This is a genomic window from Pseudomonas sp. NPDC077408 (genome assembly GCF_050269105.1).
GTDB lineage: Bacteria > Pseudomonadota > Gammaproteobacteria > Pseudomonadales > Pseudomonadaceae > Stutzerimonas.
The window spans coordinates 247,699-270,358 of the sequence record NZ_JBNNHS010000004.1 but is presented as its reverse complement, the minus strand read 5'-3'; the positions used below and the strand labels follow the sequence as shown (position 1 = coordinate 270,358).

Genomic DNA, 22,660 nt, shown 5'->3' with positions numbered 1-22,660 from the left:
TTGGTGGCTAGTTTGAGCGTAGCCGCCGGAGCCTGACAACCCTGGAGTGTCCGGTTTGATCGTCTTTCGTTACCTGTCCCGTGAGCTGCTGGTTACCCTGAGCGCTGTAAGCGCCGTGCTGCTGGTGATCATCATGAGCGGCCGTTTCATCAAATATCTGGCGCAGGCCGCACAGGGGCTGCTCGATCCGGGTGTGCTGCTAATGATCATGGGGTTCCGTCTGCCGGGGTTCCTGCAGCTGATTCTGCCGCTGGGCCTGTTTCTCGGCATTCTGCTGGCCTACGGCAGGCTCTACCTGGACAGTGAGATGACTGTTCTCTCGGCTACCGGCATGAGTCAGCGCCGCCTGCTGAGCTATAGCCTGGCACCGGCTGCACTGGTTGCCGGCCTCGTCGGTTGGTTGAGCCTCGGACTGGCGCCGCAGGGTGTGGCTGAGGTGGATCGCATCCTCAATGAGCAGGACTCGCTGACCGAGTTCGACACGCTGGTGCCGGGACGCTTCCAGACCCTGCGCGACGGTACCCGCGTGACCTATACCCGCGAGCTGACTGCTGATCGCACCGAGTTGGCTGGTGTATTCATCTCCGAAACCAACCTTTCCAGCTCCACTGGCGATAAGCGCGGGCTCTCCGTGCTGGTAGCCGAACGTGGACGCCAGGAAATTCAACCTGACGGAAGCCGCTATCTCATTCTTGAAAACGGCTATCGCTACGACGGCAATCCGGGTCAGGCAAACTACCGGGCGATCCAGTACGACACCTATGGCGTGCTGTTGCCCAGGCCGGAGGTCAGTGTCGAGCTGAGCGAGCGTGAGTCAATGCCGACGCTCGATCTGCTTGGGAGCGACGATATTCGTTTGCAGTCCGAACTGCAGTGGCGCCTTTCTTTGCCGCTACTGGTGTTCATTGTCACACTGCTCGCGGTCCCGCTGTCGAAGGTCAATCCACGCCAGGGGCGCTTTCTGAAGCTGCTACCTGCAATCCTTCTGTATATGGCTTACCTCGCGTTGCTCATCGCTGCACGTGGCGCTTTGGACAAGGGTCGAATACCCCCGGCCTTGGGGCTCTGGTGGGTCCATGGAATCTTCTTTGCCATAGGGATGTTGATGTTGTACTGGGAACCGCTGAGGCTTGCCATTAGCAAGCGCCGCAGCCTGTCGAGGGCCGCCCATGCGTAAGCTTGATCGCTACATTGGCATCCATGTTCTGCTGGCGATTCTGACGGTGCTCGGCATCATTGTCGGTCTGGCCTTGTTGTTCGCCTTCATTGACGAGTTGGGTGATGTGAAGGGTGGTTACGGCACCTTGAACGCCGCCGTTTACGTATTACTGACCACGCCGTCGCGGATCTACGAGATGCTGCCTATGGCGGCGTTGATTGGCTGCCTTATTGGCCTTGGTACGCTTGCGAGCAGTAGCGAGCTGACCATCATGCGCGCCGCAGGCGTGTCTTTGGGGCGAATCGTGTTGGCCGTAATGAAGCCAATGCTGCTGCTGCTGCTGATAGGGGTGCTGATCGGTGAATATGTATCGCCGTGGAGCGAGAATATTGCACAAGCCAGCCGTTCCTCGGCACAGGGCGCTGGTGAGGCGCAAAGCAGCAAGCGCGGGCTCTGGCATCGTCAGGGTGACGAATTTGTGCATATCAATGCAGTGCAGCCGAGTGGTTTGCTGCTCGGAGTTACCCGCTACCGTTTCGATGAGCAACGGCAGCTGCTGTCGGCAAGCTTCGCCCGCCGAGCCCGTTACGACGGTGATCAGTGGCTACTCAGTGATGTCGCGACGACGCACTTTCGAGATGATCATACCGAGGTCACAAAGACCGCTCAGGAGAGCTGGGATGTGCAGTTGACACCCCAGCTGGTCAGCACTGTTGTGATGGAGCCAGATGCATTGTCCATCACGGGTTTGTGGCGCTATATCCACTACTTGGGTGAGCAAGGGTTGAACAATGGCCGCTATTGGTTGGCGTTCTGGAGCAAGGTGCTGCAGCCGGCGGTAACGGTGGCGCTGGTGTTGCTGGCGATCTCGTTTATCTTTGGGCCGTTGCGCTCGGTAACGCTCGGCCAGCGCATCTTTACCGGTGTCATTGTTGGTTTCGTATTCCGCATTTTGCAGGACCTGCTGGGTCCGGCGAGCCAGGTGTTCGGCTTCTCGCCGCTGCTGGCGGTGGCGGTGCCGGCGGGCATCTGCGCGCTGGGAGGTGTCTGGTTGTTGCGGCGGGCGGGATGATTAGAATCCGCAGCAAGCTCCACGCCTCTAGCTGTCTCAGTCGCGCAGGGGAGCGCGATTGATTCCAGGCTTAAGGCTATTTCTTATGGATGTTTTTCGGTAGCTGCACGACTTGGCTCTCCGAGTAAATGTCGTGCCAAGTCCGGTGTTGCCTGTCCCAGAGCATCCACCAATAGCCCAATCCCAGGGCAAGCCAGGACATGATCGCAATCAGGAAGCGCAACAGGGCCTGCCACAGGTCGATGGCGCTGCCATCGGAGTTCTGGATGCGCACCCCCCAGACCTGCATGCCGAGCGTCTGACCGTTATGCGTCCAGAATTTGGCAAAGAATGCGAATAGCGTGAAAAACACTAGTGTCGCGAGGATCGGGTCTCTATCCAGACCGCCTGATTCCGCCACGGCCTTGAGTGCTTCGCTACCGTAAAAGAAGCGCAAGATCACCTGCTGATAGAGCAGCGTGACCACCATCATCAGGGCAATCGACAGGAAAGCATCGTAGAACAGAGCCGCGAGTCTACGAATCAGGCCGGCGGCAGGAAACGGGCCCTGCGGGCTGAGCGGATGGTTGCGCATGAATGTTGTCTCTCGAGGAAAGGCAGTCGCGCATTCTACGGAAACGCGCGCATAAAAAAGCCCCTGATGTCGCCATCAGGGGCTTTTCGGGGCGGGGCTTATTCCTGGAGTTGAACCTGGTCAGCCTGCATGCCCTTTTGACCTTGTACAGCTACGAAGCTGACCTTCTGGCCTTCTTTCAGGCTCTTGAAGCCGTTGCCTTCGATCGCGCGGAAGTGCACGAACAGATCCGGACCGCTTTCGGGAGTGATGAAACCAAAACCTTTCTCGTCGTTAAACCACTTGACGGTACCGTTCTGACGATTCGACATAGCTTTGTATCCTTGAAACTCAATAGTGGAAGCGCCTCTGCATGTGCAGAAAGCGGAAACTGGTTGCAAGGAGTAAAGAGTCGAACGGATGTAGCGGATCTGAAGATCTACTGCATCAGGCCACGATTCAACAGCGACCCATGCAAACACAGTGGGCACACTCTACGATAACTCGCTGGGCGATGCCAAGCCCTTTGGAGCCATAGAATTAGCCCACTGCAAGCGGTGCTTTCAGTGCTGTTGGTGTTGCCGAAATTCGTGTTATCGCAGTTTGATTCAGCCGATGCAGCCAGCGGTTTCTTTCGCCAGTGCGAATCTGCATTTCAATGATGCGTAAGGCTTGCTTCGGCAGGCTGCTGTTGGCCTGTTCTAGGGATGAAGCCGCTGTTCAGCTGCGGTTCCCCTTCACCAGAAGTACTAGCTGCCTCTGGTCACTGATAATGGTGCCTCGAGAGAGACTCGAACTCTCACGTTGTTACCAACGGCGGATTTTGAATCCGCTGCGTCTACCGATTCCGCCATCGAGGCACAGTGGTGGCGCAGTATAGGGATGCATTGCGAAGCGGTCAATCGTCTGTCGTGGTCAGAATGAGGTGTTTCCGCTAAGCTTTGCGCCCCTGATGCCCCGTGCTGAACTTTTCAATGCAAGTCTCTGCTTTTTCCTTCGATCTCCCCGATTCGCTAATTGCCCGACATCCTTTGGCCGAGCGTCGTGCCAGTCGGTTGCTAACGCTCGATGGTCCGACCGGTTCTTTGGGTCACCATGGTTTCGTCCAGTTGCTCGATTACTTGCGTCCCGGCGACCTGATGGTGTTCAACAACACGCGGGTCATTCCGGCGCGCCTGTTCGGCCAGAAAGACACTGGCGGCAAAGTCGAGGTGCTTATCGAGCGCGTACTCGACGGTCGTCGGGTGCTGGCGCATATCCGCTCCAGTAAGTCGCCCAAGGCAGGCGCCAGAATTCATATTGATGGGGGCGGCGAGGCGCTGATGCTGGCGCGGCAAGATACGTTGTTTGAGCTGGAATTCGAGGAAGACGTGCTGCCGTTGCTCGAGCGCGTCGGCCATATGCCATTGCCCCCCTACATCGATAGGCCGGACGACGTGGCAGACCGGGAACGCTACCAAACGGTGTATGCGCAACGGGCAGGCGCAGTTGCTGCGCCAACGGCGGGATTGCATTTCGATACGGAGTTGCTGGCGGCTCTACGTGACAAAGGTGTTGAGAGTGCGTTTGTCACGCTGCACGTAGGTGCCGGCACCTTTCAGCCGGTGCGTGTTGATCGTATCGAAGAGCACCATATGCATCGCGAATGGCTCGAGGTCGACCAGGGTGTTGTCGATGCCGTGGCGGCTTGCCATGCTCGCGGTGGGCGGGTAGTGGCCGTCGGTACCACCAGTGTCCGATCGCTTGAGAGTGCTGCGCGCGACGGTGTGCTCAAGCCATTCAGTGGCGATACCGACATCTTTCTCTACCCTGGCAAGCCGTTTCATGTTGTCGATGCGCTCGTCACTAACTTCCATCTGCCTGAGTCAACCCTCTTGATGCTGGTGTCCGCGTTCGCTGGCTATCCAGAAACGATGGCCGCCTATGCCGAGGCTATTGCCAAGGGTTATCGCTTTTTCAGCTACGGTGATGCCATGTTCGTCACTCGCAATCCGGCCCCGCGCGGCCCCGAGGATTCCCAATGAGTCGTACCTGCCACATGTCTTTCGAACTGCTCGCGACCGAGGGGCGGGCGCGCCGCGGGCGTCTGACCTTCCCGCGTGGCAGCGTGGAAACCCCGGCGTTCATGCCAGTGGGTACCTATGGCACGGTGAAAGGCATGCTGCCGCGTGACATTGAAGGGATCGGGGCGCAGATGATCCTCGGCAATACCTTCCACCTGTGGCTGCGACCTGGTACCGAAGTGATCAAGGCGCACGGAGATCTGCATGATTTCATGCAGTGGCAGGGCCCGATCCTTACTGACTCCGGTGGCTTCCAGGTGTTCAGCCTGGGTGCGATGCGCAAGATCAAGGAAGAGGGGGTTTATTTCGCTTCGCCGGTGGATGGGGCCAAGGTTTTCATGGGGCCAGAAGAGTCGATGCAGGTGCAGCGTGATCTTGGCTCGGACATCGTGATGATCTTTGATGAGTGCACTCCCTATCCGGCCGACGAAGACGTCGCGCGGCGTTCGATGGAGTTGTCGCTGCGCTGGGCCAAGCGCTCCAAGGACGCTCACGGCGACAGTCCAGCTGCCCTCTTCGGTATCGTGCAAGGCGGTATGCACGAGTCGCTGCGCAAGCGCTCACTAGAAGGGCTGTGCGAGATCGGCTTTGACGGACTGGCGATCGGCGGGCTCTCTGTCGGGGAGCCGAAAGAGGAGATGATCCGCGTGCTCGACTTTCTGCCGCCACTGATGCCGGCGGACAAGCCGCGTTATCTGATGGGCGTCGGCAAGCCAGAAGACCTCGTTGAGGGTGTGCGCCGCGGTGTGGACATGTTCGATTGCGTGATGCCGACCCGCAATGCGCGAAACGGACACTTGTTTACCGATGTCGGGGTGGTCAAGATCCGCAACGCCTCGCACCGCTACGACGATTCTCCACTGGATGCCGGTTGTGATTGTTACACCTGCAAACACTTCTCTCGGGCCTATCTGCACCATCTGGATAAATGCGGCGAAATGTTGGGCAGTATGCTCAATACCATCCACAACTTGCGGCACTACCAGCGCCTGATGGCTGGTTTACGCGACGCTATCCAACAGGGTACATTGGCGGCCTTTGTCGACGCCTTCTATGCCAAGCGTGGCCTGCCAACGCCGCCGCTTGCGTGACGAATCCATAACTAAACTGATCTCTGCAACAGGAGTGCTACATGAGCTTTCTGATTCCCGCCGCCTATGCTCAAGAGGCTGCCGCTGGTCCCGCTGGTAGCGGTTTCGAGTGGCTGTTCCTGGTCGGCTTTCTGGTCATTTTCTATCTGATGATCTGGCGCCCGCAGGCCAAGCGCGCCAAAGAGCATAAGAACCTGATCGGCGGCCTGCAGAAGGGCGACGAAGTGGTAACTTCCGGTGGTATCGCTGGCAAGGTCACCAAAGTTTCCGATGACTTTGTCGTGATCGAGGTCTCCGACTCGGTGGAGCTGAAGTTCCAGAAGGTGGCGATCGCCGCAACGCTGCCCAAGGGCACTCTGAAGGCCATCTGAGCTGACTTCTACTCAACACCAACGACGGGGCGCGCAAGGCGCCCCGCGTCATTAGACGGGCTGCGTCATGCTCAATAGATTCCCCCTCTGGAAATACCTGCTGATAGTGGTAGTGCTTGGCATTGCCTTCATTTATTCGGCACCCAACCTTTATCCAGATGATCCTGCGGTGCAGATCACTGGCGCTGCGACTTCGCTCAATGTCACTGAAGCCGATCTAGATCGTGCCAGCAAGGCACTTGCCGAAGCCGGTATCGAGGTCAAGTCGGCGAACCTGGACGAGCAGGGGCGGGGCGGCCTGTTGCGATTGACCGATCAGGACGATCAGCTGCCTGCCAAGGACGTAGTGCGTCGGGCGCTGGGCGATGCTTACGTGGTTGCGCTCAATCTCGCGCCCACGACCCCTGAGTGGCTACGCGATTTGGGTGCAAGCCCGATGAAGCTAGGCCTGGATTTGTCTGGCGGTGTGCATTTCCTGCTCGAAGTCGACATGGAAAAAGCCATCGAGACCCGCCTCAACGTGTACGAAGGCGAGGTCAAGAGTCTGTTGCGCAAGGAGCGCGTGCGCTATCGCAGCCTCCCTCAGCTGGAAAATGCTGTGCAGCTCGGTTTCGCTGACGAGGCCACGCTTTCTGCTGCCCAGTCTCTGATTCGCAAGAACTTCAACGATTTCGAGCTGACCTCCACTGAGCGTAATGGCCAGCAGGTACTGCGCTTAGCGATTACCGAGGCCAAGCTAGCCGAAATTCGTGAATATTCGATCAAGCAGAACCTGACCACGGTCCGTAACCGGGTCAATGAACTGGGCGTTTCCGAGCCGCTGGTTCAGCGTCAGGGTGCCAACCGCATCGTCGTTGAGCTTCCAGGTGTACAGGATACCGCCGAAGCCAAGCGTATTCTGGGCAAGACCGCCAACCTCGAGTTTCGGCTGGCCGCCGAAGCCGATGCTGCCCGTGCAACAACAGAGAGCTTTGAGTTTCGTGAGGAGGGGCGTCCGCCTGTCCAGCTTGAGCGCAACCTGATTATTACCGGCGACCAGGTTACCGACGCTCAGGCCAGCTATGACGAGAATGGCCGGCCCCAGGTCAACATCCGCCTGGATGGCCATGGTGGCGATCTGATGAATCGTGCCACTCGCAATAATGTCGGGCGCAGCATGGCAGTGGTGTTCATCGAGCAGCGGCCTACTACTCGCTACGTCAAGCAGATGGTTGACGGTGTTGAGCAGGAAGTTCGCGTCGAGACTTTCCAAGAGGAGAAGAAGGTCATCAGCTTGGCGACCATCCAGTCGCCGCTGGGTAGTCAGTTCCGTATCACGGGTCTGGACGGCCAAGGCGAGTCGTCCGAGCTGGCATTGCTGCTTCGTGCCGGTGGCCTGGCCGCGCCAATGTACTTTGCCGAAGAGCGCACCATCGGTCCGAGCCTCGGCGCCGAAAACATCCAGCTCGGTGTTGAGGCGGCGATGTGGGGCTTCCTTTTCGTCGCGGTGTTCATGGTGCTGATCTACAAGTTTTTCGGGGTGCTGGCTACGGTCGCGCTGCTGTTCAATATGATCGTGCTGACGGCTTTGATGTCGATGCTGGGTGCCACGCTGACGCTTCCGGGTATCGCCGGTATCGTGTTGACGATGGGCATGGCGGTTGACGCCAACGTGCTGATTTTCTCGCGTATCCGGGAGGAAATTGCCAACGGCATGTCGGTGCAGCGTGCCATTCATGAGGGCTTCGATCGGGCATTTTCGGCGATCGTTGACGGGAACCTGACGACCCTCCTGGTCGGGGGCATCCTGTTCGCAATGGGTACCGGCCCGATCAAGGGGTTCGCCGTTACGCTCTCGCTAGGGATCATGACTTCCATGTTCACCGCCGTCATCGTGACTCGCGCCATGGTCAACCTGATCTACGGTGGCCGTGATCTCAAGAAGTTGTGGATTTAAGGGGCTAGCACGATGAAACGCGTAATTAATTTCATGGGCGTACGTCACGTGGCGTTTGCCCTGACCGTAGTGCTCACGCTTGTGTCCCTAGCTAGTCTGGCGGTGAAAGGACTCAATTTTGGTCTGGATTTCACTGGCGGCACGCTGATTGAGCTGTCGTACGAGCAGCCGATCGCTCTTGATCAGGTGCGCTCTCAGCTAGCTGGTTCCGGTTTCAATGAGGCGGTAGTTCAGAGCTTTGGTGCCACCACTGACGTCCTGGTGCGCATGCCTGGCGATGATCCGCTGCTGGGCGAGCGCATTGCCGAAGCGTTGAGAGGTGGCGAGGCGGGCAGTGCTGTAACGGTTAAGCGAGTCGAGTTCGTTGGGCCAGCGGTGGGTGAAGAGCTGCGGGATCAGGGTGGTCTGGGCATGTTGCTTGCCCTCGGCGGCATTCTGGTTTATGTCGCATTCCGCTTTCAGTGGAAGTTTGGCCTTGGCGCCGTGCTGTCGTTGTTCCATGACGTGATTCTGGTGCTGGGAGTGTTTTCCCTGTTCCAGATCTCTTTTGATTTGACGGTGCTGGCGGCGGTGTTGGCAGTGATCGGTTATTCGTTGAACGACACCATCGTCATCTTCGACCGAATCCGGGAAAACTTCCGCATGCTGCGTAAGGCGGAGTTGCTCGAGAACATCAATATATCCACCACCCAAACATTGCTGCGCACCCTTGCTACCTCCGTGTCCACACTGCTTGCAGTAGGATCGTTGATGTTTTTCGGTGGCGAGAATCTGTGGGGGTTCTCGCTGGCTCTGCTGATTGGGGTCGGTGCTGGTACCTACTCATCCGTCTACGTGGCTGGCATGTTGCTGGTGTGGCTGAATCTGACGCGTGAAGATCTCATCCCCCCTGTTGTCGAAGAGGTGGACGAGCTCCCCTGATTCCGAACTTCTCGCGGCGCAGCAGGTCCAACGCGCCGCCGCGGGCCTCGCCCGTAGAAGAAGGAAGACGCAGTGAACAAGTCGATGCTGGTGGGTGCTGTTCTTGGGGGCGGTTGTGGTGAGCGCAGGTGGTGCCTTTGCAACCTACACCTTGGTCGATCGAGGGCCTGAGTTTGCCAGCGTGCTGGCCGTGCGGCCAGTCAAGGAGACCATCCAGACGCCTCGTGAGGTGTGCAAGGACGTGACGGTCACGCGCCAGAGGCCCGTGCAGGACAGCAATCGTATTGCTGGCACGGCCGTCGGTGCGGTCGTTGGTGGGCTGCTCGGTAACCAGGTTGGCGGCGGCAATGGCAAGAAGATTGCCACGGTAGCTGGAGCCGTAGGCGGTGGCTACGCTGGCAATCAGGTGCAAGGCCGCATGCAGGCGAATGACACCTATAGCACAACGGAAACTCGCTGCAGTACGGTCACCGATAGCCATGAGAAAATCGTCGGATACGACGTGAAGTACGATCTCGAGGGCAAGTCTGGGCAGGTTCGGATGGATCGCGACCCTGGTCAGAGAATTCCGGTCCATGATGGCCAGCTGGTGCTGACGCGGCAGTGAGAGGACATAAAAAACGCCCAGTAGGGCGTTTTCTTTGGGGGGGGATTGTGGTTACCGCTTCAATGCTGGAGTCAGATGAGGCTGAATGGCGGTTAGTACCGCCTTGAAGCACTTGGTATTGCCCGCGACGATCTGGCCTTTCTCCAGATATTCATGGCTGCCGCTGAAATCACTGACCAAGCCGCCAGCTTCTTGAATCAATAGCGCGCCGGCGGCCATGTCCCATTCGGACAGGCCGAACTCCCAGAACGCGTCATAGCGACCGGCTGCGACGTAGGCCAGATCAAGACTGGCCGCCCCGGCGCGGCGAAGCCCTGCAGTTTGGCCTACCAGGCTTCGGAACATATTGAGATAGCTATCGAGGTTATCCAGCTGGCTGTCGCGGAACGGGAATCCCGTGCCAAGGAGTGCGCCCTCCAGACTTTTCCGCGCGCTGACGCGCAGGCGACGCCCGTTGAGTGCAGCACCACGGCCCCGGCTGGCAGTGAATTCTTCCTGGCGAACCGGGTCGATCACCACGGCGTGTTCGAGGCGACCACGGTATTTGCAAGCGATGCTGACTGCGTAGTGAGGTACGCCGCGTAGGAAGTTGGTAGTGCCGTCCAGCGGGTCGATCACCCAGAGGTAATCTTTGCCGTCCCCGCTGCCTTCCAGCTGTCCGCCTTCCTCGCCAAGGATTCCGTGGTTTGGATAGGCTTTGCGCAGCGCAGCAACGATCAGTTGTTCGGCTGTGCGGTCGATTTCCGAGACGTAATCGCGCGCGTCCTTTTCGCTAACCGAGATCACGTCCAGGCGCTCGGTGGAACGAACAATCATTTCGCCAGCGCTACGGGCGGCGCGCAGCGCGATATTCAGCATGGGCTGCATCGATCAAATACCTGGTCGTTTAAAGAAAGCCGGCAATTCTATCAGAAACCTATGCGGCATGTTGCTCGGCAAGGACTCGTTCAGACGGTTAATGGCGAAGCTGCGGATCCTTCCTGTAAGCTTTCGGTCTGCTTCCTGATAGAGAAAAAACCGTGTCGCTACAGAGCATTCGCGTGGTGTTGGTCAATACCAGTCACGCCGGGAATATCGGGGGTGCGGCCCGTGCCATGAAGAATATGGGCTTGTCCCGCTTGGTGCTGGTGGATCCGGAGGATTTTCCGAGTCCGAACGCCGTCGCTCGGGCCTCGGGTGCAACCGATATTCTTGACTCCGCGGAGATCGTTACGACTCTAGAGGAGGCGTTGGTGGGATGCAGTCTCGTGCTGGGCACCAGTGCGCGTGATCGGCGCATACCTTGGCCGCTGCTGGATCCGCGCGAAACAGGCACTGTCTGTCTTGAGCAGGTCGAGCGGGGCGGTGAGGTTGCGTTGGTGTTTGGGCGGGAATACGCCGGGCTTACAAACGAAGAGCTTCAGCGTTGCCAGTACCATGTGCATATCCCATCAGATCCTGACTTCAGTTCGTTAAACCTGGCTGCTGCGGTGCAGGTGATCGCTTATGAAGTGCGCATGGCCTGGCTGGCGGCGAACAATCAGCCGACCAAGCAGGAGAAGCTCGAAACAACCTCGATGCTTGACACTGAGCCGGTTACGGCCGATGAGCTCGAGCTCTATTACGGTCATCTAGAGCAGACCTTGGTCGAAATCGGCTTCCTCGATCCCCAGAAACCCCGGCATCTCATGCCTCGCCTGCGCAGGCTTTACGGCCGTAGCGGTATAAGCAAGCTGGAGATGAATATTCTGCGCGGAATCCTTACCGAAACCCAGAAGGCCGTCCGCGGCGAACCCCACAAGCGGAGAAGTGATTGATGTTCGAAGGCATGCGCGAAGATATCCAGAGCGTTTTCCATCGCGATCCGGCAGCGCGTAACGCATTCGAGGTCATCACTTGTTATCCGGGTCTGCATGCTGTCTGGTTTCACCGGGTGTCTCACTGGCTTTGGGTGAACGACTGCAAGTGGCTGGCGCGGATGAATTCAAATCTGGCGCGTTGGCTGACGGGCATCGAGATCCATCCGGGCGCGCAGATAGGACGGCGTTTCTTTATCGATCACGGGATGGGCATCGTCATCGGTGAGACGGCGCAGATCGGCGATGATGTGACGCTCTACCATGGGGTGACTTTGGGCGGTACAAGTTGGAGCAAGGGCAAACGTCATCCAACACTTGAGGATGGGGTAATCGTTGGGGCAGGGGCGAAAATTCTTGGCCCGTTCACGGTGGGTGCAGGCGCCAAGATCGGGTCCAATGCAGTAGTGACTCGTGCGGTTCCGGCCGGCGCTACCGCGGTCGGTATTCCGGGCCGGGTTATTGCCAAGTCCAATGACGAGCAAGAGGCCAAGCGCAAGGCCATCGCAGAGAAGATCGGTTTCGATGCATACGGTGTGACCGAGGACATGCCGGATCCGGTAGCGCGTGCTATCGGCCAGTTGCTCGATCATGTTCAGGCAGTCGAGGAGCGCATGGATGGTATGTGTAAGGCGTTGACCGCACTTGGTAGCGATTATTGCGCAAAGCAGATGCCCGAGCTGCGCGAGGAGGATTTTGCTGAGGTCAAGCGGGCTGGCGAAGAGCCCCGCTCCTGACAGTGCGGTAGGGCGGGCGTGCTGTTATGATGAATCCCTGTCTGCGGGCAAGTCAGTGGAGTCTCGCCCCGTAGAGATCAGCATCATGCGGCTAAAGTCCGAGTGATTTAATGGGGCTTATAGTTGATCTAAATAGTCGGGTATTGCATACTTGCCTCAAACCATGATGCTTGGTGCGAACCGATGCGATTGACTACCAAAGGCCGTTACGCCGTCACTGCGATGCTCGACCTTGCGCTGCATGCGCAACACGGGCCGGTGTCCCTTGCGGATATTTCCGAGCGGCAAGGCATTTCGCTTTCCTATCTTGAACAGCTGTTTGCCAAGCTGCGTCGTGGCAGCCTGGTGACCAGTGTTCGTGGGCCAGGTGGTGGCTATCAGCTCTCGCGCGAGATGGCGGGCATCCAGGTCGCGCAAGTTATCGACGCGGTCAACGAGTCGGTAGATGCAACACGTTGCCAGGGGCTGGGTGATTGTCATTCGGGAGATACCTGTCTGACCCATCATCTCTGGTGCGACTTGAGTCAGCAGATCCATGAATTTTTGAGTGGCATCAGTCTGGCGGATCTGGTGATGCGCCGGGAGGTTCAGGAAGTGGCTCTGCGCCAGGATATGCGCCGCGCCAATGGCCAGACTCCGCAACTGGATAAGATTGAAGCGTCCGCCATCGAATGAGCAGGACGACAGCCTGATAGGAGATACCTGATGAAGTTGCCGATTTACCTGGATTACTCCGCTACTACACCGGTCGATCCTCGCGTCGCCGAGAAGATGGTCGAATGTCTGACTGCCGAAGGCAACTTTGGTAATCCGGCGTCGCGCTCTCACGCCTTTGGCTGGAAAGCCGAGGAAGCCGTCGAGAATGCGCGCCGTCAGGTCGCCGAGTTGGTCAATGCTGATCCTCGCGAAATCGTCTGGACCTCTGGCGCGACTGAGTCGGATAACCTGGCAATCAAAGGCGCAGCGCACTTCTATGCGTCCAAGGGCAAGCACATCGTAACCAGCAAGATCGAGCACAAGGCCGTTCTGGATACGGCTCGCCAGCTCGAGCGTGAAGGGTTCGAGGTAACCTACATTGAGCCAGGCGAAGACGGCGTGATCACGCCAGCAATGGTCGAAGCAGCGTTACGCGATGACACCGTGCTGGTGTCCATCATGCACGTGAACAACGAGATCGGGACGATCAATGATATTGCCGCCATCGGCGAGCTCACCCGCTCGCGTGGTGTTCTGTTCCACGTGGATGCCGCTCAGTCGACTGGGAAGGTGGAGATCGATCTGGAGAAGATGAAGGTCGATCTAATGTCCTTCTCTGCTCACAAGTCCTACGGTCCCAAAGGCGTCGGTGCTCTGTATGTGCGGCGCAAGCCGCGTGTACGTCTGGAAGCGCAGATGCATGGCGGTGGGCATGAGCGCGGTATGCGCTCGGGCACGTTGGCGGCGCATCAGTCGGTCGGCATGGGTGAGGCGTTCCGCATTGCCAAAGAAGAAATGACCGCAGAAAACGAGCGTATCACTCGGCTGCGCGACCGCTTTTTCAAGCAGCTCGAGCACCTGGAAGAACTGTATGTAAATGGCAGTATGACCGCTCGGGTGCCGCACAATCTGAACTTGAGTTTTAACTACGTCGAAGGCGAGTCGCTGATCATGGCGCTCAAAGATCTGGCGGTTTCCTCTGGTTCGGCCTGTACCTCTGCTTCGCTGGAGCCGTCTTATGTACTCCGCGCGCTGGGTCGCAATGACGAACTGGCACACAGCTCGATCCGTTTCACTTTCGGCCGCTTCACCACCGAAGAGGAAGTCGATTACGCCGCGCAGAAAGTCAGCGAGGCGGTAACGAAACTGCGTGAGCTTTCACCCTTGTGGGACATGTTCAAGGATGGCGTCGATATTTCGCAGGTCGAGTGGGCAGCCCACTGATTCGAACCGTCGAGTTCCGCATAGCCTGATTCAATGAGGATTGCACCATGGCATACAGTGACAAGGTCATTGACCATTACGAAAATCCCCGCAACGTCGGCAAGTTCGACGCTGAGGATCCTTCAATCGGCACCGGCATGGTCGGTGCTCCGGCGTGTGGCGATGTGATGCGCCTGCAGATCAAGGTTAACGAGCAGGGCGTGATCGAAGATGCCAAGTTCAAGACCTATGGTTGTGGTTCGGCCATCGCTTCCAGCTCTCTCGCCACTGAGTGGATGAAGGGCAAGACACTGGAGGAGGCCGAAACAATCAAGAACACCCAGCTTGCTGAAGAGCTGGCGCTGCCGCCGGTTAAAATACATTGCTCGGTACTGGCAGAAGACGCCATCAAGGCGGCCGTTCGCGATTATCGTGAGAAAAAAGGGTTGCCGCAGGCCTAAGGAGGTATCGATGGCTATCAGCATGACAACCGCTGCTGCCGATCACGTGCGCCGTTCTCTGGAGGGGCGCGGCAAGGGGCTTGGGGTCCGGTTGGGCGTACGTACCACCGGCTGTTCCGGCTTGGCTTACGTGCTTGAGTTCGTCGACGAAGCAGCTGCAGAGGACTCGGTCTTCGACAGCCATGGCGTGAAGGTGATCATCGATCCGAAGAGCCTCGTGTACCTCAACGGGACGGAGCTCGACTTTGTCCGCGAGGGGCTGAACGAGGGCTTTAAGTTCAACAACCCTAACGTGCGTGGCGAATGCGGCTGCGGCGAAAGCTTCAACATCTGAGGACGCTGTGGGAACTCCCTGTCACTACGCGCTGTTCGAGCTGCAGCCGACATTCGATATCGATCCGGGGATGCTGTCGTCTCGTTATCGCGAGCTGGCGCGTAAGGTTCATCCCGACCGGTTTGCTGACGGCGGTGAGGCCGAGCAGCGTTACGCAATCGAGCGCTCGACGAATCTGAACGAGGCCTATCAGACCCTGAAGAGCCCGTCGCGTCGGGCTCGCTACCTGCTGACGCTCGAGGGTCGCGAGATGCCGTTGGAGGCAACCGTTCAGGATCCCGCTTTCCTTATGCAGCAGATGCAGTGGCGCGAAGAGCTCGAGGAGTTGCAAGACGATGCGGATATCGCAGGCATAGCTTCCTTCAAGGCTCGCCTCAAAGCGGCTCAGCAAAATCTCAATGATTCTTTCGCCGGCATCTGGCGGGATGAGTCGCAGCGCGAGGAGGCGGAACGGCTGGTGCGCCGGATGCAGTTCCTCGACAAGCTGTCCCAGGAAGTGCGCCAGTTAGAAGAGCGCCTCGACGATTAACCCCGCGTAGCGCCTGGCGCTGCGCCCGATATCAGACAGACATGGCCTTACTTCAGATAGCTGAACCCGGACAAAGCCCGCAACCTCACCAGCGTCGCCTGGCGGTTGGCATAGACCTGGGCACTACCAATTCACTCGTTGCAGCTCTGCGTAGTGGCGTTACGGCACCGTTGGCTGATGCTGATGGAGAGGTGATTTTGCCGTCCGCGGTACGTTATCACAGCGCTCAGGTTGAGGTGGGGCGGACGGCGAAAGCTGCTGCGGCCAGCGATCCGTTGAATACCATCCTGTCCGTCAAGCGTTTGATGGGGCGCGGTATTGGTGATGTGAAGCAACTGGGTGGGCAACTGCCGTATCGATTCAGTGAGGGGCAATCACAGATGCCTTTCATCGAGACGGTGCAGGGCGCCAAAAGCCCGGTAGAGGTTTCTGCGGAGATTCTTCGCGCGTTGCGTGAACGTGCGGAGGCAGTATTGGGGGGCGAGCTGGTCGGTGCGGTGATCACGGTGCCGGCATATTTCGATGATGCGCAACGTCAAGCGACCAAGGATGCTGCGCGTCTCGCTAATCTCAACGTGCTGCGCCTGCTTAACGAGCCTACCGCCGCCGCCGTTGCCTATGGTTTAGACCGCGAAGCTGAAGGGGTCGTGGCGATCTACGACCTGGGCGGCGGCACCTTCGATATTTCCATCCTACGTCTGACCAAGGGTGTGTTCGAGGTGCTGGCTACTGGTGGCGATACCGCGCTAGGTGGGGATGACTTCGATCATGCGGTTGCCGGCTGGATTCTGGCTAAGGCTGGTGCCTCACAGGATCTCGATCCGGGCACCCAGCGTGAAGTGCTGAAAATTGCCTGTGATGCCAAGGAGCAGCTCAGCGAAACCGAAGCTGTCGAAGTGCGCTACGCCGGTTGGCAGGGCGTTCTGACACGTGCCATGTTCAACGAACTCATCGATCCGATGATCGCTCGCAGTCTCAAGTCGTGCAGGCGCGCGCTGCGTGATTCGTCTGTAGAGCTGGAAGAGGTCCATGCGGTGGTCATGGTTGGCGGCTCCACTCGTGTGCCGCGGGTTCGTGAGCGGGTTGGAGAGATGTTTGGCCAGGATCCGCTGACCGATATCGATCCCGATCAGGTGGTCGCGATCGGTGCAGCAATCCAGGCTGAGACGCTGGCCGGCAACAATCGCGATGGAGAGGAGCTGTTGTTGCTGGATGTGATCCCTCTGTCGCTCGGGTTGGAGACAATGGGCGGTCTGATGGAAAAGATCATTCCGCGCAATACCACCATTCCGGTCGCCCGAGCCCAGGAGTTCACCACGTACAAAGACGGCCAAACGGCCATGATGATTCATGTGCTGCAGGGCGAGCGTGAGCTTATTGCCGATTGCAGGTCTTTGGCTCGCTTCGAGCTGCGGGGCATCCCACCAATGGTGGCCGGGGCGGCGAAGATCCGTGTCACCTTCCAGGTCGATGCGGACGGCCTGCTCAGCGTTTCGGCGCGTGAGCTGGCGTCCGGCGTCGAGTCGAGTATCCAGGTGAGGCCGTCTTATGGGCTGACCGATGGCGAGATTGCTCGCATGTTGGAAGATTCGTTTCATAAGGCCAGTGAAGACAAAACGGCCAGAGCGCTTCGTGAGCAGTTGGTTGATGCGCAGCGTTTGCTCGAGGCGGTTGAGGCGGCATTGGCGGTTGATGGCGAGCGTTTGCTGGATGATGACGAGCGCGCGGCGATCAAGTCGCAGGTGCACGAATTGCGTGGGCTTCTTGATAGTCAGGATGGTCTCGCCATCGAACGCCAGGTCAAGCGTCTTAGCCAGATTACCGATGCTTTTGCAGCACGCCGACTAGATTCCACCGTCAAGGCCGCGTTGGCCGGGCGGCGGCTTAACGATATCGAGGATTGAACCAGATGCCGCAGATTGTTTTCCTGCCTCATGCCGACCATTGTCCGGAAGGGGCGGTAGTAGATGCTCAGCCCGGTGAAACGGTGCTCGACGCTGCGCTGCGAAATGGCATCGATATCGAGCATGCTTGTGAAAAGTCCTGTGCCTGCACGACCTGCCACGTAGTGATCCGTGAGGGCTTTGCTTCTCTGGAGGCCTCCGACGAGCTAGAAGATGACATGTTGGACAAAGCGTGGGGGCTCGAGCCTACCTCCAGGCTGTCCTGTCAGGCTGCGGTCGCGGATATCGACCTGGTGGTCGAGATTCCGAAATACACCATCAATCAAGTGTCCGAAGGTCATTAAGTCATGGCGCTTAAATGGTCTGACGTATTGGATATCGCGATTGAACTGGCTGAGCGCAAGCCTGACGTGGATCCCCGCTACGTGAATTTCGTCGAACTGCATCGTTGGGTTGTCGAGCTACCAGGTTTTTCTGACGATCCGACGCGCGGCGGCGAAAAGGTTCTGGAAGCCATACAAGCGGCCTGGATCGAAGAAGCCTAGATCACACGCCGCCCGCTGGACACTGTTACAGAATCAACCGGTGCTGACTGCTTATGGTGGTCAACTTCAGGCTTGAGGCTACCCTTATATTTTTCGTCCTGACCCGCGTATAATTCGCGGGTTTACTTGTTCGCTTTAACCTATCGTCTTATGGAGTTTCAAATGGCCCTGCAACGCACTTTCTCCATCATCAAGCCTGACGCCGTCGCCAAGAATGTTATCGGTGAAATCACCTCTCGTTTCGAGAAGGCTGGTCTGCGCGTCGTCGCTTCGAAGATGGTCCAATTGTCCGAGCGTGAAGCGGGCGGTTTCTATGCCGAGCACAGCGAGCGCGGTTTCTTTAAAGATCTGGTCGCTTTCATGGTTTCTGGTCCGGTCATCGTTCAGGTTCTAGAGGGTGAAGACGCGATCGCCAAAAACCGTGAGCTGATGGGCGCTACCAACCCGAAGGAAGCCGCTCCTGGCACTATCCGCGCCGATTTCGCGGTCTCCATCGATGAGAACGCTGTTCATGGTTCCGACTCCGAGGCGTCCGCCGCTCGCGAAATCGCCTACTTCTTCTCTGCCACCGAAGTGTGTGCCCGCATTCGCTGATCAGGCGAAGGTGAATCCAGATGACTCCGATTACCGGTAAAGTAAATCTGCTGGGGCTGACCCAGCCTCAGTTAGAAAGCTTCTTCGATTCAATAGGGGAGAAGCGCTTTCGTGCCGGTCAGGTCATGAAATGGATTCACCACTTTGGCGTCGATGACTTCGATGCCATGAGCAATATTGGCAAGGCCTTGCGCGAAAAGCTCAAGGCCTCTGCCGAGATCCGCGGCCCCGAAATTGTAAGCGAAGACATTTCCACCGACGGCACCCGAAAATGGGTGGTGCGGGTGGCTTCGGGTAGCTGTGTGGAGACCGTCTATATTCCCCAGGGTGGGCGTGGCACGCTCTGCGTTTCCTCCCAGGCTGGCTGCGCGTTGGATTGCAGTTTCTGCTCGACGGGCAAGCAAGGTTTCAACAGCAACCTCACCGCTGCCGAGGTGATCGGTCAGGTGTGGATTGCCAACAGGTCGTTCGGCACGATACCGGCGAAGGTTGATCGCGCCATTACCAATGTCGTCATGATGGGCATGGGCGAGCCCTTGCTGAACTTCGATAATGTCGTCGCCGCCATGCAAATCATGATGGACGACCTCGGATACGGTATATCCAAGCGCAAGGTGACACTTTCGACATCAGGCGTGGTGCCGATGATCGAGGAGCTGTCCAAGGTCATCGATGTGTCGCTGGCGCTGTCACTGCACGCACCGAACGATGAATTGCGTGATCAGTTGGTGCCGATCAACAAGAAATACCCACTGGAGATGCTGCTCGCGGCTTGTCAGCGCTATATTTCCAATCTGGGCGAAAAGCGTGTTCTAACGATCGAATACACATTGCTGCAGGGCGTCAACGATCAGCCTGAACATGCGGAGCAGATGATCGCCTTATTGGCGAAAATCCCCTGCAAGATCAACCTGATTCCCTTCAACCCCTTCCCGCATTCGGGATATGAGCGGCCGAGCAACAATGCGATCCGTCGTTTTCAGGACATCCTGCACAAAGCCGGGCACAATGTAACGGTGCGTACCACTCGCGGTGAGGATATCGATGCCGCCTGCGGCCAGCTAGTCGGGCAGGTATTGGATAGAACACGCCGAAGCGAGCGCTACATCGCAGTGCGCCAGCTGCAATCCGAGCCAGTGACGGCGCCCATTGCTACGAACCGTTCCTGAGGGGGATTTTGATGACCTTGCGCGTCGCGCTGCTGTTTGTGCTCGCCAGCCTAATGGTTGGCTGCGTATCTTCCGGGTCGGTAAATCCGATGCGTACCTCTGAAGGTCGCGACGAAGCGCGAGATGCCTATATTCAGCTTGGCATCGGTTATTTGCAGCAAGGCGAGGCTTCTCGTGCCAAATCTCCGCTACGCAAAGCGCTCGAGCTGGATCCAAACAGTGCAGATGCCCACGCGGCATTGGCCTTGGTATTCCAAAACGAGATGGAAACTCAGTTGGCAGATGAGCACTACCGCAAGGCCCTGTCTGGCAATAGCGACGCCCGTATCCTCAATAACTACGGCAGCTTTCTTTTCGAGCAGAAGCGCTACCCCGAAGCGATGGAACGTTTCGCAAAGGCCGCCGAAGATAATCTCTATTCTGGGCGCTCCCATGTCTTTCAGAACATGGGCATGACCGCATTGATGCTCGGTCAGCGAGAGCAGGCCGAAACCTATTTCACTCGCGCCCTGCGCCTCGACAGCCGGCAACCACGCGCACTGCTCGAACTGGCCATGATGGCGTATGAAGACAAGCAGTACGTTCCTGCAAAACGCTACTACGACGGTTTCAGCAGTCTTTCTGAGCAGAATGCCCGCAGTCTGTTGCTGGGCATCCGTTTGGCGAAAATCCATCAGGACCGCGATCAGGCGGCAAGCCTGGGTTTGCAGCTCAAGCGCCTGTATCCGGGGACGCCTGAATATCAACAGTTTCTTTCGGAGCAACGATGATAGCGCCCCATTCTGAAGCCGCTGCCCCGACGGCCCTGGCCAACCCTGGCGAAACGTTACGCGCCGCGCGCGAAGGCAAAAACTGGTCTCTCTCTTCGGTAGCCAAGCAGCTTAATCTGTCGGAACGATCGCTCACCCAGATCGAGGCGGGTGACTTCAGTCAGCTGCCTGGTCACACATTTGCCCGCGGTTACGTTCGTGCTTACGCCAAGCTTCTAGACCTGGACCAGAATCGTCTGGTACAGCAGTTCGACCAACATACCGGTACGGATGCAACCGGCAGCAGCGTCAATAGCCTCGGCCACATCGATCAGCCCGTGCGCCTATCGCGCAGCATGGTGCGCTTCTTTACCTTCATCCTGACGCTGGTAATCGGCGTAGGTGCATTCTTGTGGTGGCAGGATCGCTCGGCTCGTACCGAGTCGGGCCCGTCGGTCTCCGCGCTTGAGCGAATTGAGGTCGAGGCTGCAGACGGTACCACCGAGATTCATCTGCTCGACCGAGCTGAGGAGGCTGTTGAGCCCCTGATCGAGGAACCGGTTAACCCGATTCCATCGGAAACCAGCGACGAGGCCAAGGTAGCCAGCACCGAAACGTTGCAATCAGATGCGCAGCCGGCAGTCGAAACGGCAGCTGGAATGCCAATGCAGCAGGACGAGACTGCACCGTCCAGTGAGGCGCCGACCATTGCTGAGGCCGACGCGACGCCAGCCCAGGTCGCCGAGGTGGAGGCGGTCGCACCGGGGGAGGGCCGGTTGACCTTGGACTACACGGCGGATTGTTGGACACGGGTTACCGATGCGAACGGCGAAGTTCTCTACAGCGGCCTGGCCAAGGCTGGGAGTAGTCGCACCCTGGTCGGTGAAACCCCGCTAGATCTGCATCTGGGCTTTGCGTCTGGTGTGCAGGTCAGCTTCAACGGTGAAGCCGTCAGTCTTTCTGGCAAAACGCGCGGCGAGACTGCGCGTCTCAAGCTCGGACAGTAATCATGCATAGTGAGTCCCCTATCAAGCGTCGGCCTACTCGAAAAATCTGGGTAGGCAACGTACCGGTCGGCGGCGATGCGCCTATCGCCGTGCAGAGCATGACCAATACCGAAACCTGCGACGTCGATGCCACGGTTGCGCAGATCGAGCGGTTGAAGAATGCCGGAGCTGACATCGTGCGTGTGTCGGTGCCTTCGATGGAAGCGGCTGAGGCGTTTGGCAAGATCAAGCAGCGTGTCAGTTTGCCGTTGGTGGCAGACATTCATTTCGACTATCAGATCGCTCTACGCGTCGCCGAGCTTGGCGTCGATTGCCTGCGCATCAACCCGGGAAATATCGGTCGCGAAGACCGTGTCCGTGCCGTCGTCGAAGCTGCGCGGGACCGCGGCATCCCGATCCGCATTGGCGTCAATGCCGGTTCGTTGGAAAAGGATCTGCAGAAGAAGTACGGCGAGCCAACACCGGAAGCGCTCGTGGAATCTGCGTTGCGTCATGTCGAACATCTCGACCGGCTGAACTTCCCCGATTTCAAAGTCAGCGTTAAGGCCTCTGACGTGTTCATGGCTGTGGCTGCCTACCGTCTCTTGGCTGACAAAATCGAGCAGCCTTTGCACTTGGGCATTACCGAAGCCGGTGGCTTGCGTTCTGGTACGGTGAAGTCGTCGGTAGGTTTGGGCATGTTGCTCGCGGAAGGCATCGGCGACACCATCCGGATTTCGCTGGCAGCCGACCCGGTAGAAGAAATCAAGGTTGGTTTCGACATTCTCAAGTCGCTGCGTCTACGTTCACGCGGGATCAATTTCATCGCCTGCCCGAGTTGCTCGCGCCAGAACTTCGACGTGGTCAAGACCATGAACGAGCTTGAGGGCCGGCTTGATGATTTGCTTGTGCCTATGGACGTCGCGGTGATCGGCTGCGTTGTGAATGGACCCGGAGAAGCCAAGGAAGCACACATAGGTCTTACGGGTGGCACGCCGAACAACCTTATATATATCGACGGGAAACCAGCGCAGAAGCTGAACAATGAAAATCTGGTCGATGAACTGGAACAGTTGATTCGCCGCAAGGCCACCGAGAAGGCTGAGACTGACGCTGCGCTGATTCTGCGCAGCTGAACTAAGGAA

The 22,660-nt window shown here is 58.0% G+C and carries 25 protein-coding genes, 1 tRNA gene and 1 pseudogene; 23 read left to right on the top strand and 4 right to left on the bottom strand.

From position 1 onward, the window contains the following. Positions 1–55: 55 nt before the first annotated feature. A complete protein-coding gene (gene lptF / locus ACQKEK_RS13795) occupies positions 56–1,177 on the top strand; it encodes an LPS export ABC transporter permease LptF (RefSeq protein ID WP_128118837.1) in 1,122 nt (373 codons plus the stop codon). Beyond that, complete coding sequence (lptG, locus tag ACQKEK_RS13790; protein ID WP_128118838.1) at positions 1,170–2,231, top strand: LPS export ABC transporter permease LptG; 1,062 nt, start codon at positions 1,170–1,172, stop codon at positions 2,229–2,231. The genes lptF and lptG overlap by 8 nt, the downstream gene beginning before the upstream one ends. 76 nt (positions 2,232–2,307) lie before the next feature. Here lptG and ACQKEK_RS13785 read toward each other — a convergent pair whose 3' ends face one another. The 3 genes from ACQKEK_RS13785 to ACQKEK_RS13775 all read right to left on the bottom strand — a co-directional run bounded on the left by ACQKEK_RS13785 (position 2,308) and on the right by ACQKEK_RS13775 (position 3,644). Next, complete coding sequence (locus ACQKEK_RS13785; protein WP_128118839.1) at positions 2,308–2,805, bottom strand: RDD family protein; 498 nt, start codon at positions 2,803–2,805, stop codon at positions 2,308–2,310. Positions 2,806–2,903: 98 nt separating this feature from the next. Then, entirely contained in the window at positions 2,904–3,116 is a 213-nt protein-coding gene (locus tag ACQKEK_RS13780) for a cold-shock protein (protein WP_499143173.1), read from the bottom strand. 441 nt (positions 3,117–3,557) lie between these two features. After that, positions 3,558–3,644 (bottom strand) — tRNA-Leu (locus ACQKEK_RS13775). Positions 3,645–3,758: 114 nt separating this feature from the next. On the opposite strand from ACQKEK_RS13775, the gene queA reads away from it, so the two are divergent. From queA to ACQKEK_RS13745, 6 genes and pseudogenes are all read left to right on the top strand, one after another. After that, on the top strand, positions 3,759–4,808 hold the full coding sequence (gene queA, locus ACQKEK_RS13770; RefSeq protein ID WP_499143171.1) for a tRNA preQ1(34) S-adenosylmethionine ribosyltransferase-isomerase QueA: 1,050 nt from the start codon (positions 3,759–3,761) through the stop codon (positions 4,806–4,808). A gap of 14 nt (positions 4,809–4,822) precedes the next feature. After that, positions 4,823–5,938, top strand: a complete 1,116-nt coding sequence (tgt, locus tag ACQKEK_RS13765; RefSeq protein ID WP_499143237.1) for a tRNA guanosine(34) transglycosylase Tgt — start codon at positions 4,823–4,825, stop codon at positions 5,936–5,938. Positions 5,939–5,979: 41 nt separating this feature from the next. After that, entirely contained in the window at positions 5,980–6,309 is a 330-nt protein-coding gene (yajC, locus tag ACQKEK_RS13760; protein ID WP_021209500.1) for a preprotein translocase subunit YajC, read from the top strand. A 67-nt stretch (positions 6,310–6,376) separates the two neighbouring features. Then, positions 6,377–8,245, top strand: coding sequence for a protein translocase subunit SecD (gene secD, locus ACQKEK_RS13755; protein ID WP_499143169.1), 1,869 nt, complete (start codon positions 6,377–6,379; stop codon positions 8,243–8,245). Positions 8,246–8,257: 12 nt separating this feature from the next. Beyond that, the gene (secF, locus tag ACQKEK_RS13750) at positions 8,258–9,166 is read left to right on the top strand and encodes a protein translocase subunit SecF (RefSeq protein ID WP_128118842.1); all 909 of its coding nucleotides are present in this window, start codon (positions 8,258–8,260) and stop codon (positions 9,164–9,166) included. Positions 9,167–9,238: 72 nt separating this feature from the next. Continuing rightward, positions 9,239–9,773: pseudogene (locus ACQKEK_RS13745) on the top strand (glycine zipper 2TM domain-containing protein). Positions 9,774–9,824: 51 nt separating this feature from the next. Here the strand turns inward: ACQKEK_RS13745 and suhB are convergent. Beyond that, the gene (suhB, locus tag ACQKEK_RS13740; RefSeq protein WP_045425233.1) at positions 9,825–10,640 is read right to left on the bottom strand and encodes a type III secretion system regulator SuhB; all 816 of its coding nucleotides are present in this window, start codon (positions 10,638–10,640) and stop codon (positions 9,825–9,827) included. A gap of 152 nt (positions 10,641–10,792) precedes the next feature. Between suhB and trmJ the strand changes: the two genes are divergently transcribed. From trmJ to ispG, 15 genes are all read left to right on the top strand, one after another. Then, positions 10,793–11,569: a tRNA (cytosine(32)/uridine(32)-2'-O)-methyltransferase TrmJ gene (trmJ, locus tag ACQKEK_RS13735; protein ID WP_499143167.1), complete on the top strand. Its 777-nt coding sequence runs from the start codon at positions 10,793–10,795 to the stop codon at positions 11,567–11,569. Then, on the top strand, positions 11,569–12,345 hold the full coding sequence (gene cysE, locus ACQKEK_RS13730; RefSeq protein ID WP_128118845.1) for a serine O-acetyltransferase: 777 nt from the start codon (positions 11,569–11,571) through the stop codon (positions 12,343–12,345). Before trmJ ends, cysE begins: the two co-directional genes overlap by 1 nt. Positions 12,346–12,528: 183 nt before the next feature. Continuing rightward, on the top strand, positions 12,529–13,020 hold the full coding sequence (gene iscR / locus ACQKEK_RS13725; protein WP_019341070.1) for a Fe-S cluster assembly transcriptional regulator IscR: 492 nt from the start codon (positions 12,529–12,531) through the stop codon (positions 13,018–13,020). Positions 13,021–13,050: 30 nt separating this feature from the next. Next, positions 13,051–14,265, top strand: a complete 1,215-nt coding sequence (locus tag ACQKEK_RS13720; RefSeq protein ID WP_499143165.1) for an IscS subfamily cysteine desulfurase — start codon at positions 13,051–13,053, stop codon at positions 14,263–14,265. A 47-nt stretch (positions 14,266–14,312) separates the two neighbouring features. Next, on the top strand, positions 14,313–14,705 hold the full coding sequence (iscU, locus tag ACQKEK_RS13715; protein WP_045425243.1) for a Fe-S cluster assembly scaffold IscU: 393 nt from the start codon (positions 14,313–14,315) through the stop codon (positions 14,703–14,705). A 10-nt stretch (positions 14,706–14,715) separates the two neighbouring features. Continuing rightward, positions 14,716–15,039, top strand: a complete 324-nt coding sequence (iscA, locus tag ACQKEK_RS13710) for an iron-sulfur cluster assembly protein IscA (RefSeq protein WP_045425245.1) — start codon at positions 14,716–14,718, stop codon at positions 15,037–15,039. 7 nt (positions 15,040–15,046) lie between these two features. Beyond that, entirely contained in the window at positions 15,047–15,568 is a 522-nt protein-coding gene (hscB, locus tag ACQKEK_RS13705; RefSeq protein ID WP_128118847.1) for a co-chaperone HscB, read from the top strand. 41 nt (positions 15,569–15,609) lie between these two features. Then, entirely contained in the window at positions 15,610–17,472 is a 1,863-nt protein-coding gene (gene hscA / locus ACQKEK_RS13700) for a Fe-S protein assembly chaperone HscA (protein ID WP_128118848.1), read from the top strand. A gap of 5 nt (positions 17,473–17,477) precedes the next feature. Further along, positions 17,478–17,816 carry an ISC system 2Fe-2S type ferredoxin gene (fdx, locus tag ACQKEK_RS13695; RefSeq protein ID WP_045425250.1) on the top strand — a complete coding sequence of 113 codons (339 nt, stop codon included), beginning with the start codon at positions 17,478–17,480 and terminating at the stop codon, positions 17,814–17,816. Positions 17,817–17,819: 3 nt separating this feature from the next. Further along, positions 17,820–18,017, top strand: a complete 198-nt coding sequence (gene iscX, locus ACQKEK_RS13690) for a Fe-S cluster assembly protein IscX (protein ID WP_045425251.1) — start codon at positions 17,820–17,822, stop codon at positions 18,015–18,017. Positions 18,018–18,179: 162 nt separating this feature from the next. Then, positions 18,180–18,611 carry a nucleoside-diphosphate kinase gene (gene ndk / locus ACQKEK_RS13685; RefSeq protein ID WP_021209485.1) on the top strand — a complete coding sequence of 144 codons (432 nt, stop codon included), beginning with the start codon at positions 18,180–18,182 and terminating at the stop codon, positions 18,609–18,611. Between the two features lie 20 nt (positions 18,612–18,631). Next, on the top strand, positions 18,632–19,780 hold the full coding sequence (rlmN, locus tag ACQKEK_RS13680) for a dual-specificity RNA methyltransferase RlmN (RefSeq protein WP_499143162.1): 1,149 nt from the start codon (positions 18,632–18,634) through the stop codon (positions 19,778–19,780). 11 nt (positions 19,781–19,791) lie between these two features. After that, positions 19,792–20,550 carry a type IV pilus biogenesis/stability protein PilW gene (gene pilW, locus ACQKEK_RS13675; RefSeq protein WP_128118851.1) on the top strand — a complete coding sequence of 253 codons (759 nt, stop codon included), beginning with the start codon at positions 19,792–19,794 and terminating at the stop codon, positions 20,548–20,550. Continuing rightward, positions 20,547–21,536 (top strand): RodZ domain-containing protein, encoded by a 990-nt coding sequence (locus ACQKEK_RS13670; protein ID WP_499143160.1) that lies wholly within the window; start codon positions 20,547–20,549, stop codon positions 21,534–21,536. Before pilW ends, ACQKEK_RS13670 begins: the two co-directional genes overlap by 4 nt. Before the next feature lie 2 nt (positions 21,537–21,538). After that, positions 21,539–22,651 (top strand): flavodoxin-dependent (E)-4-hydroxy-3-methylbut-2-enyl-diphosphate synthase, encoded by a 1,113-nt coding sequence (ispG, locus tag ACQKEK_RS13665; protein ID WP_499143158.1) that lies wholly within the window; start codon positions 21,539–21,541, stop codon positions 22,649–22,651. The last annotated feature ends 9 nt before the right edge of the window (positions 22,652–22,660 follow it).

Excerpts from the sequence above, each read along its gene's own strand:
- lptG (WP_128118838.1), top strand. The coding sequence starts at position 1,170 with ATGCGTAAGCTTGATCGCTACATTGGCATCCATGTTCTGCTGGCGATT.
- ACQKEK_RS13785 (WP_128118839.1), bottom strand. The coding sequence starts at position 2,805 with ATGCGCAACCATCCGCTCAGCCCGCAGGGCCCGTTTCCTGCCGCCGGC.
- ACQKEK_RS13780 (WP_499143173.1), bottom strand. The coding sequence starts at position 3,116 with ATGTCGAATCGTCAGAACGGTACCGTCAAGTGGTTTAACGACGAGAAA.
- queA (WP_499143171.1), top strand. The coding sequence starts at position 3,759 with ATGCAAGTCTCTGCTTTTTCCTTCGATCTCCCCGATTCGCTAATTGCC.
- tgt (WP_499143237.1), top strand. The coding sequence starts at position 4,823 with ATGTCTTTCGAACTGCTCGCGACCGAGGGGCGGGCGCGCCGCGGGCGT.
- yajC (WP_021209500.1), top strand. The coding sequence starts at position 5,980 with ATGAGCTTTCTGATTCCCGCCGCCTATGCTCAAGAGGCTGCCGCTGGT.
- secD (WP_499143169.1), top strand. The coding sequence starts at position 6,377 with ATGCTCAATAGATTCCCCCTCTGGAAATACCTGCTGATAGTGGTAGTG.
- secF (WP_128118842.1), top strand. The coding sequence starts at position 8,258 with ATGAAACGCGTAATTAATTTCATGGGCGTACGTCACGTGGCGTTTGCC.
- suhB (WP_045425233.1), bottom strand. The coding sequence starts at position 10,640 with ATGCAGCCCATGCTGAATATCGCGCTGCGCGCCGCCCGTAGCGCTGGC.
- cysE (WP_128118845.1), top strand. The coding sequence starts at position 11,569 with ATGTTCGAAGGCATGCGCGAAGATATCCAGAGCGTTTTCCATCGCGAT.
- iscR (WP_019341070.1), top strand. The coding sequence starts at position 12,529 with ATGCGATTGACTACCAAAGGCCGTTACGCCGTCACTGCGATGCTCGAC.
- ACQKEK_RS13720 (WP_499143165.1), top strand. The coding sequence starts at position 13,051 with ATGAAGTTGCCGATTTACCTGGATTACTCCGCTACTACACCGGTCGAT.
- iscU (WP_045425243.1), top strand. The coding sequence starts at position 14,313 with ATGGCATACAGTGACAAGGTCATTGACCATTACGAAAATCCCCGCAAC.
- iscA (WP_045425245.1), top strand. The coding sequence starts at position 14,716 with ATGGCTATCAGCATGACAACCGCTGCTGCCGATCACGTGCGCCGTTCT.
- hscA (WP_128118848.1), top strand. The coding sequence starts at position 15,610 with ATGGCCTTACTTCAGATAGCTGAACCCGGACAAAGCCCGCAACCTCAC.
- fdx (WP_045425250.1), top strand. The coding sequence starts at position 17,478 with ATGCCGCAGATTGTTTTCCTGCCTCATGCCGACCATTGTCCGGAAGGG.
- iscX (WP_045425251.1), top strand. The coding sequence starts at position 17,820 with ATGGCGCTTAAATGGTCTGACGTATTGGATATCGCGATTGAACTGGCT.
- ndk (WP_021209485.1), top strand. The coding sequence starts at position 18,180 with ATGGCCCTGCAACGCACTTTCTCCATCATCAAGCCTGACGCCGTCGCC.
- rlmN (WP_499143162.1), top strand. The coding sequence starts at position 18,632 with ATGACTCCGATTACCGGTAAAGTAAATCTGCTGGGGCTGACCCAGCCT.
- pilW (WP_128118851.1), top strand. The coding sequence starts at position 19,792 with ATGACCTTGCGCGTCGCGCTGCTGTTTGTGCTCGCCAGCCTAATGGTT.
- ACQKEK_RS13670 (WP_499143160.1), top strand. The coding sequence starts at position 20,547 with ATGATAGCGCCCCATTCTGAAGCCGCTGCCCCGACGGCCCTGGCCAAC.
- ispG (WP_499143158.1), top strand. The coding sequence starts at position 21,539 with ATGCATAGTGAGTCCCCTATCAAGCGTCGGCCTACTCGAAAAATCTGG.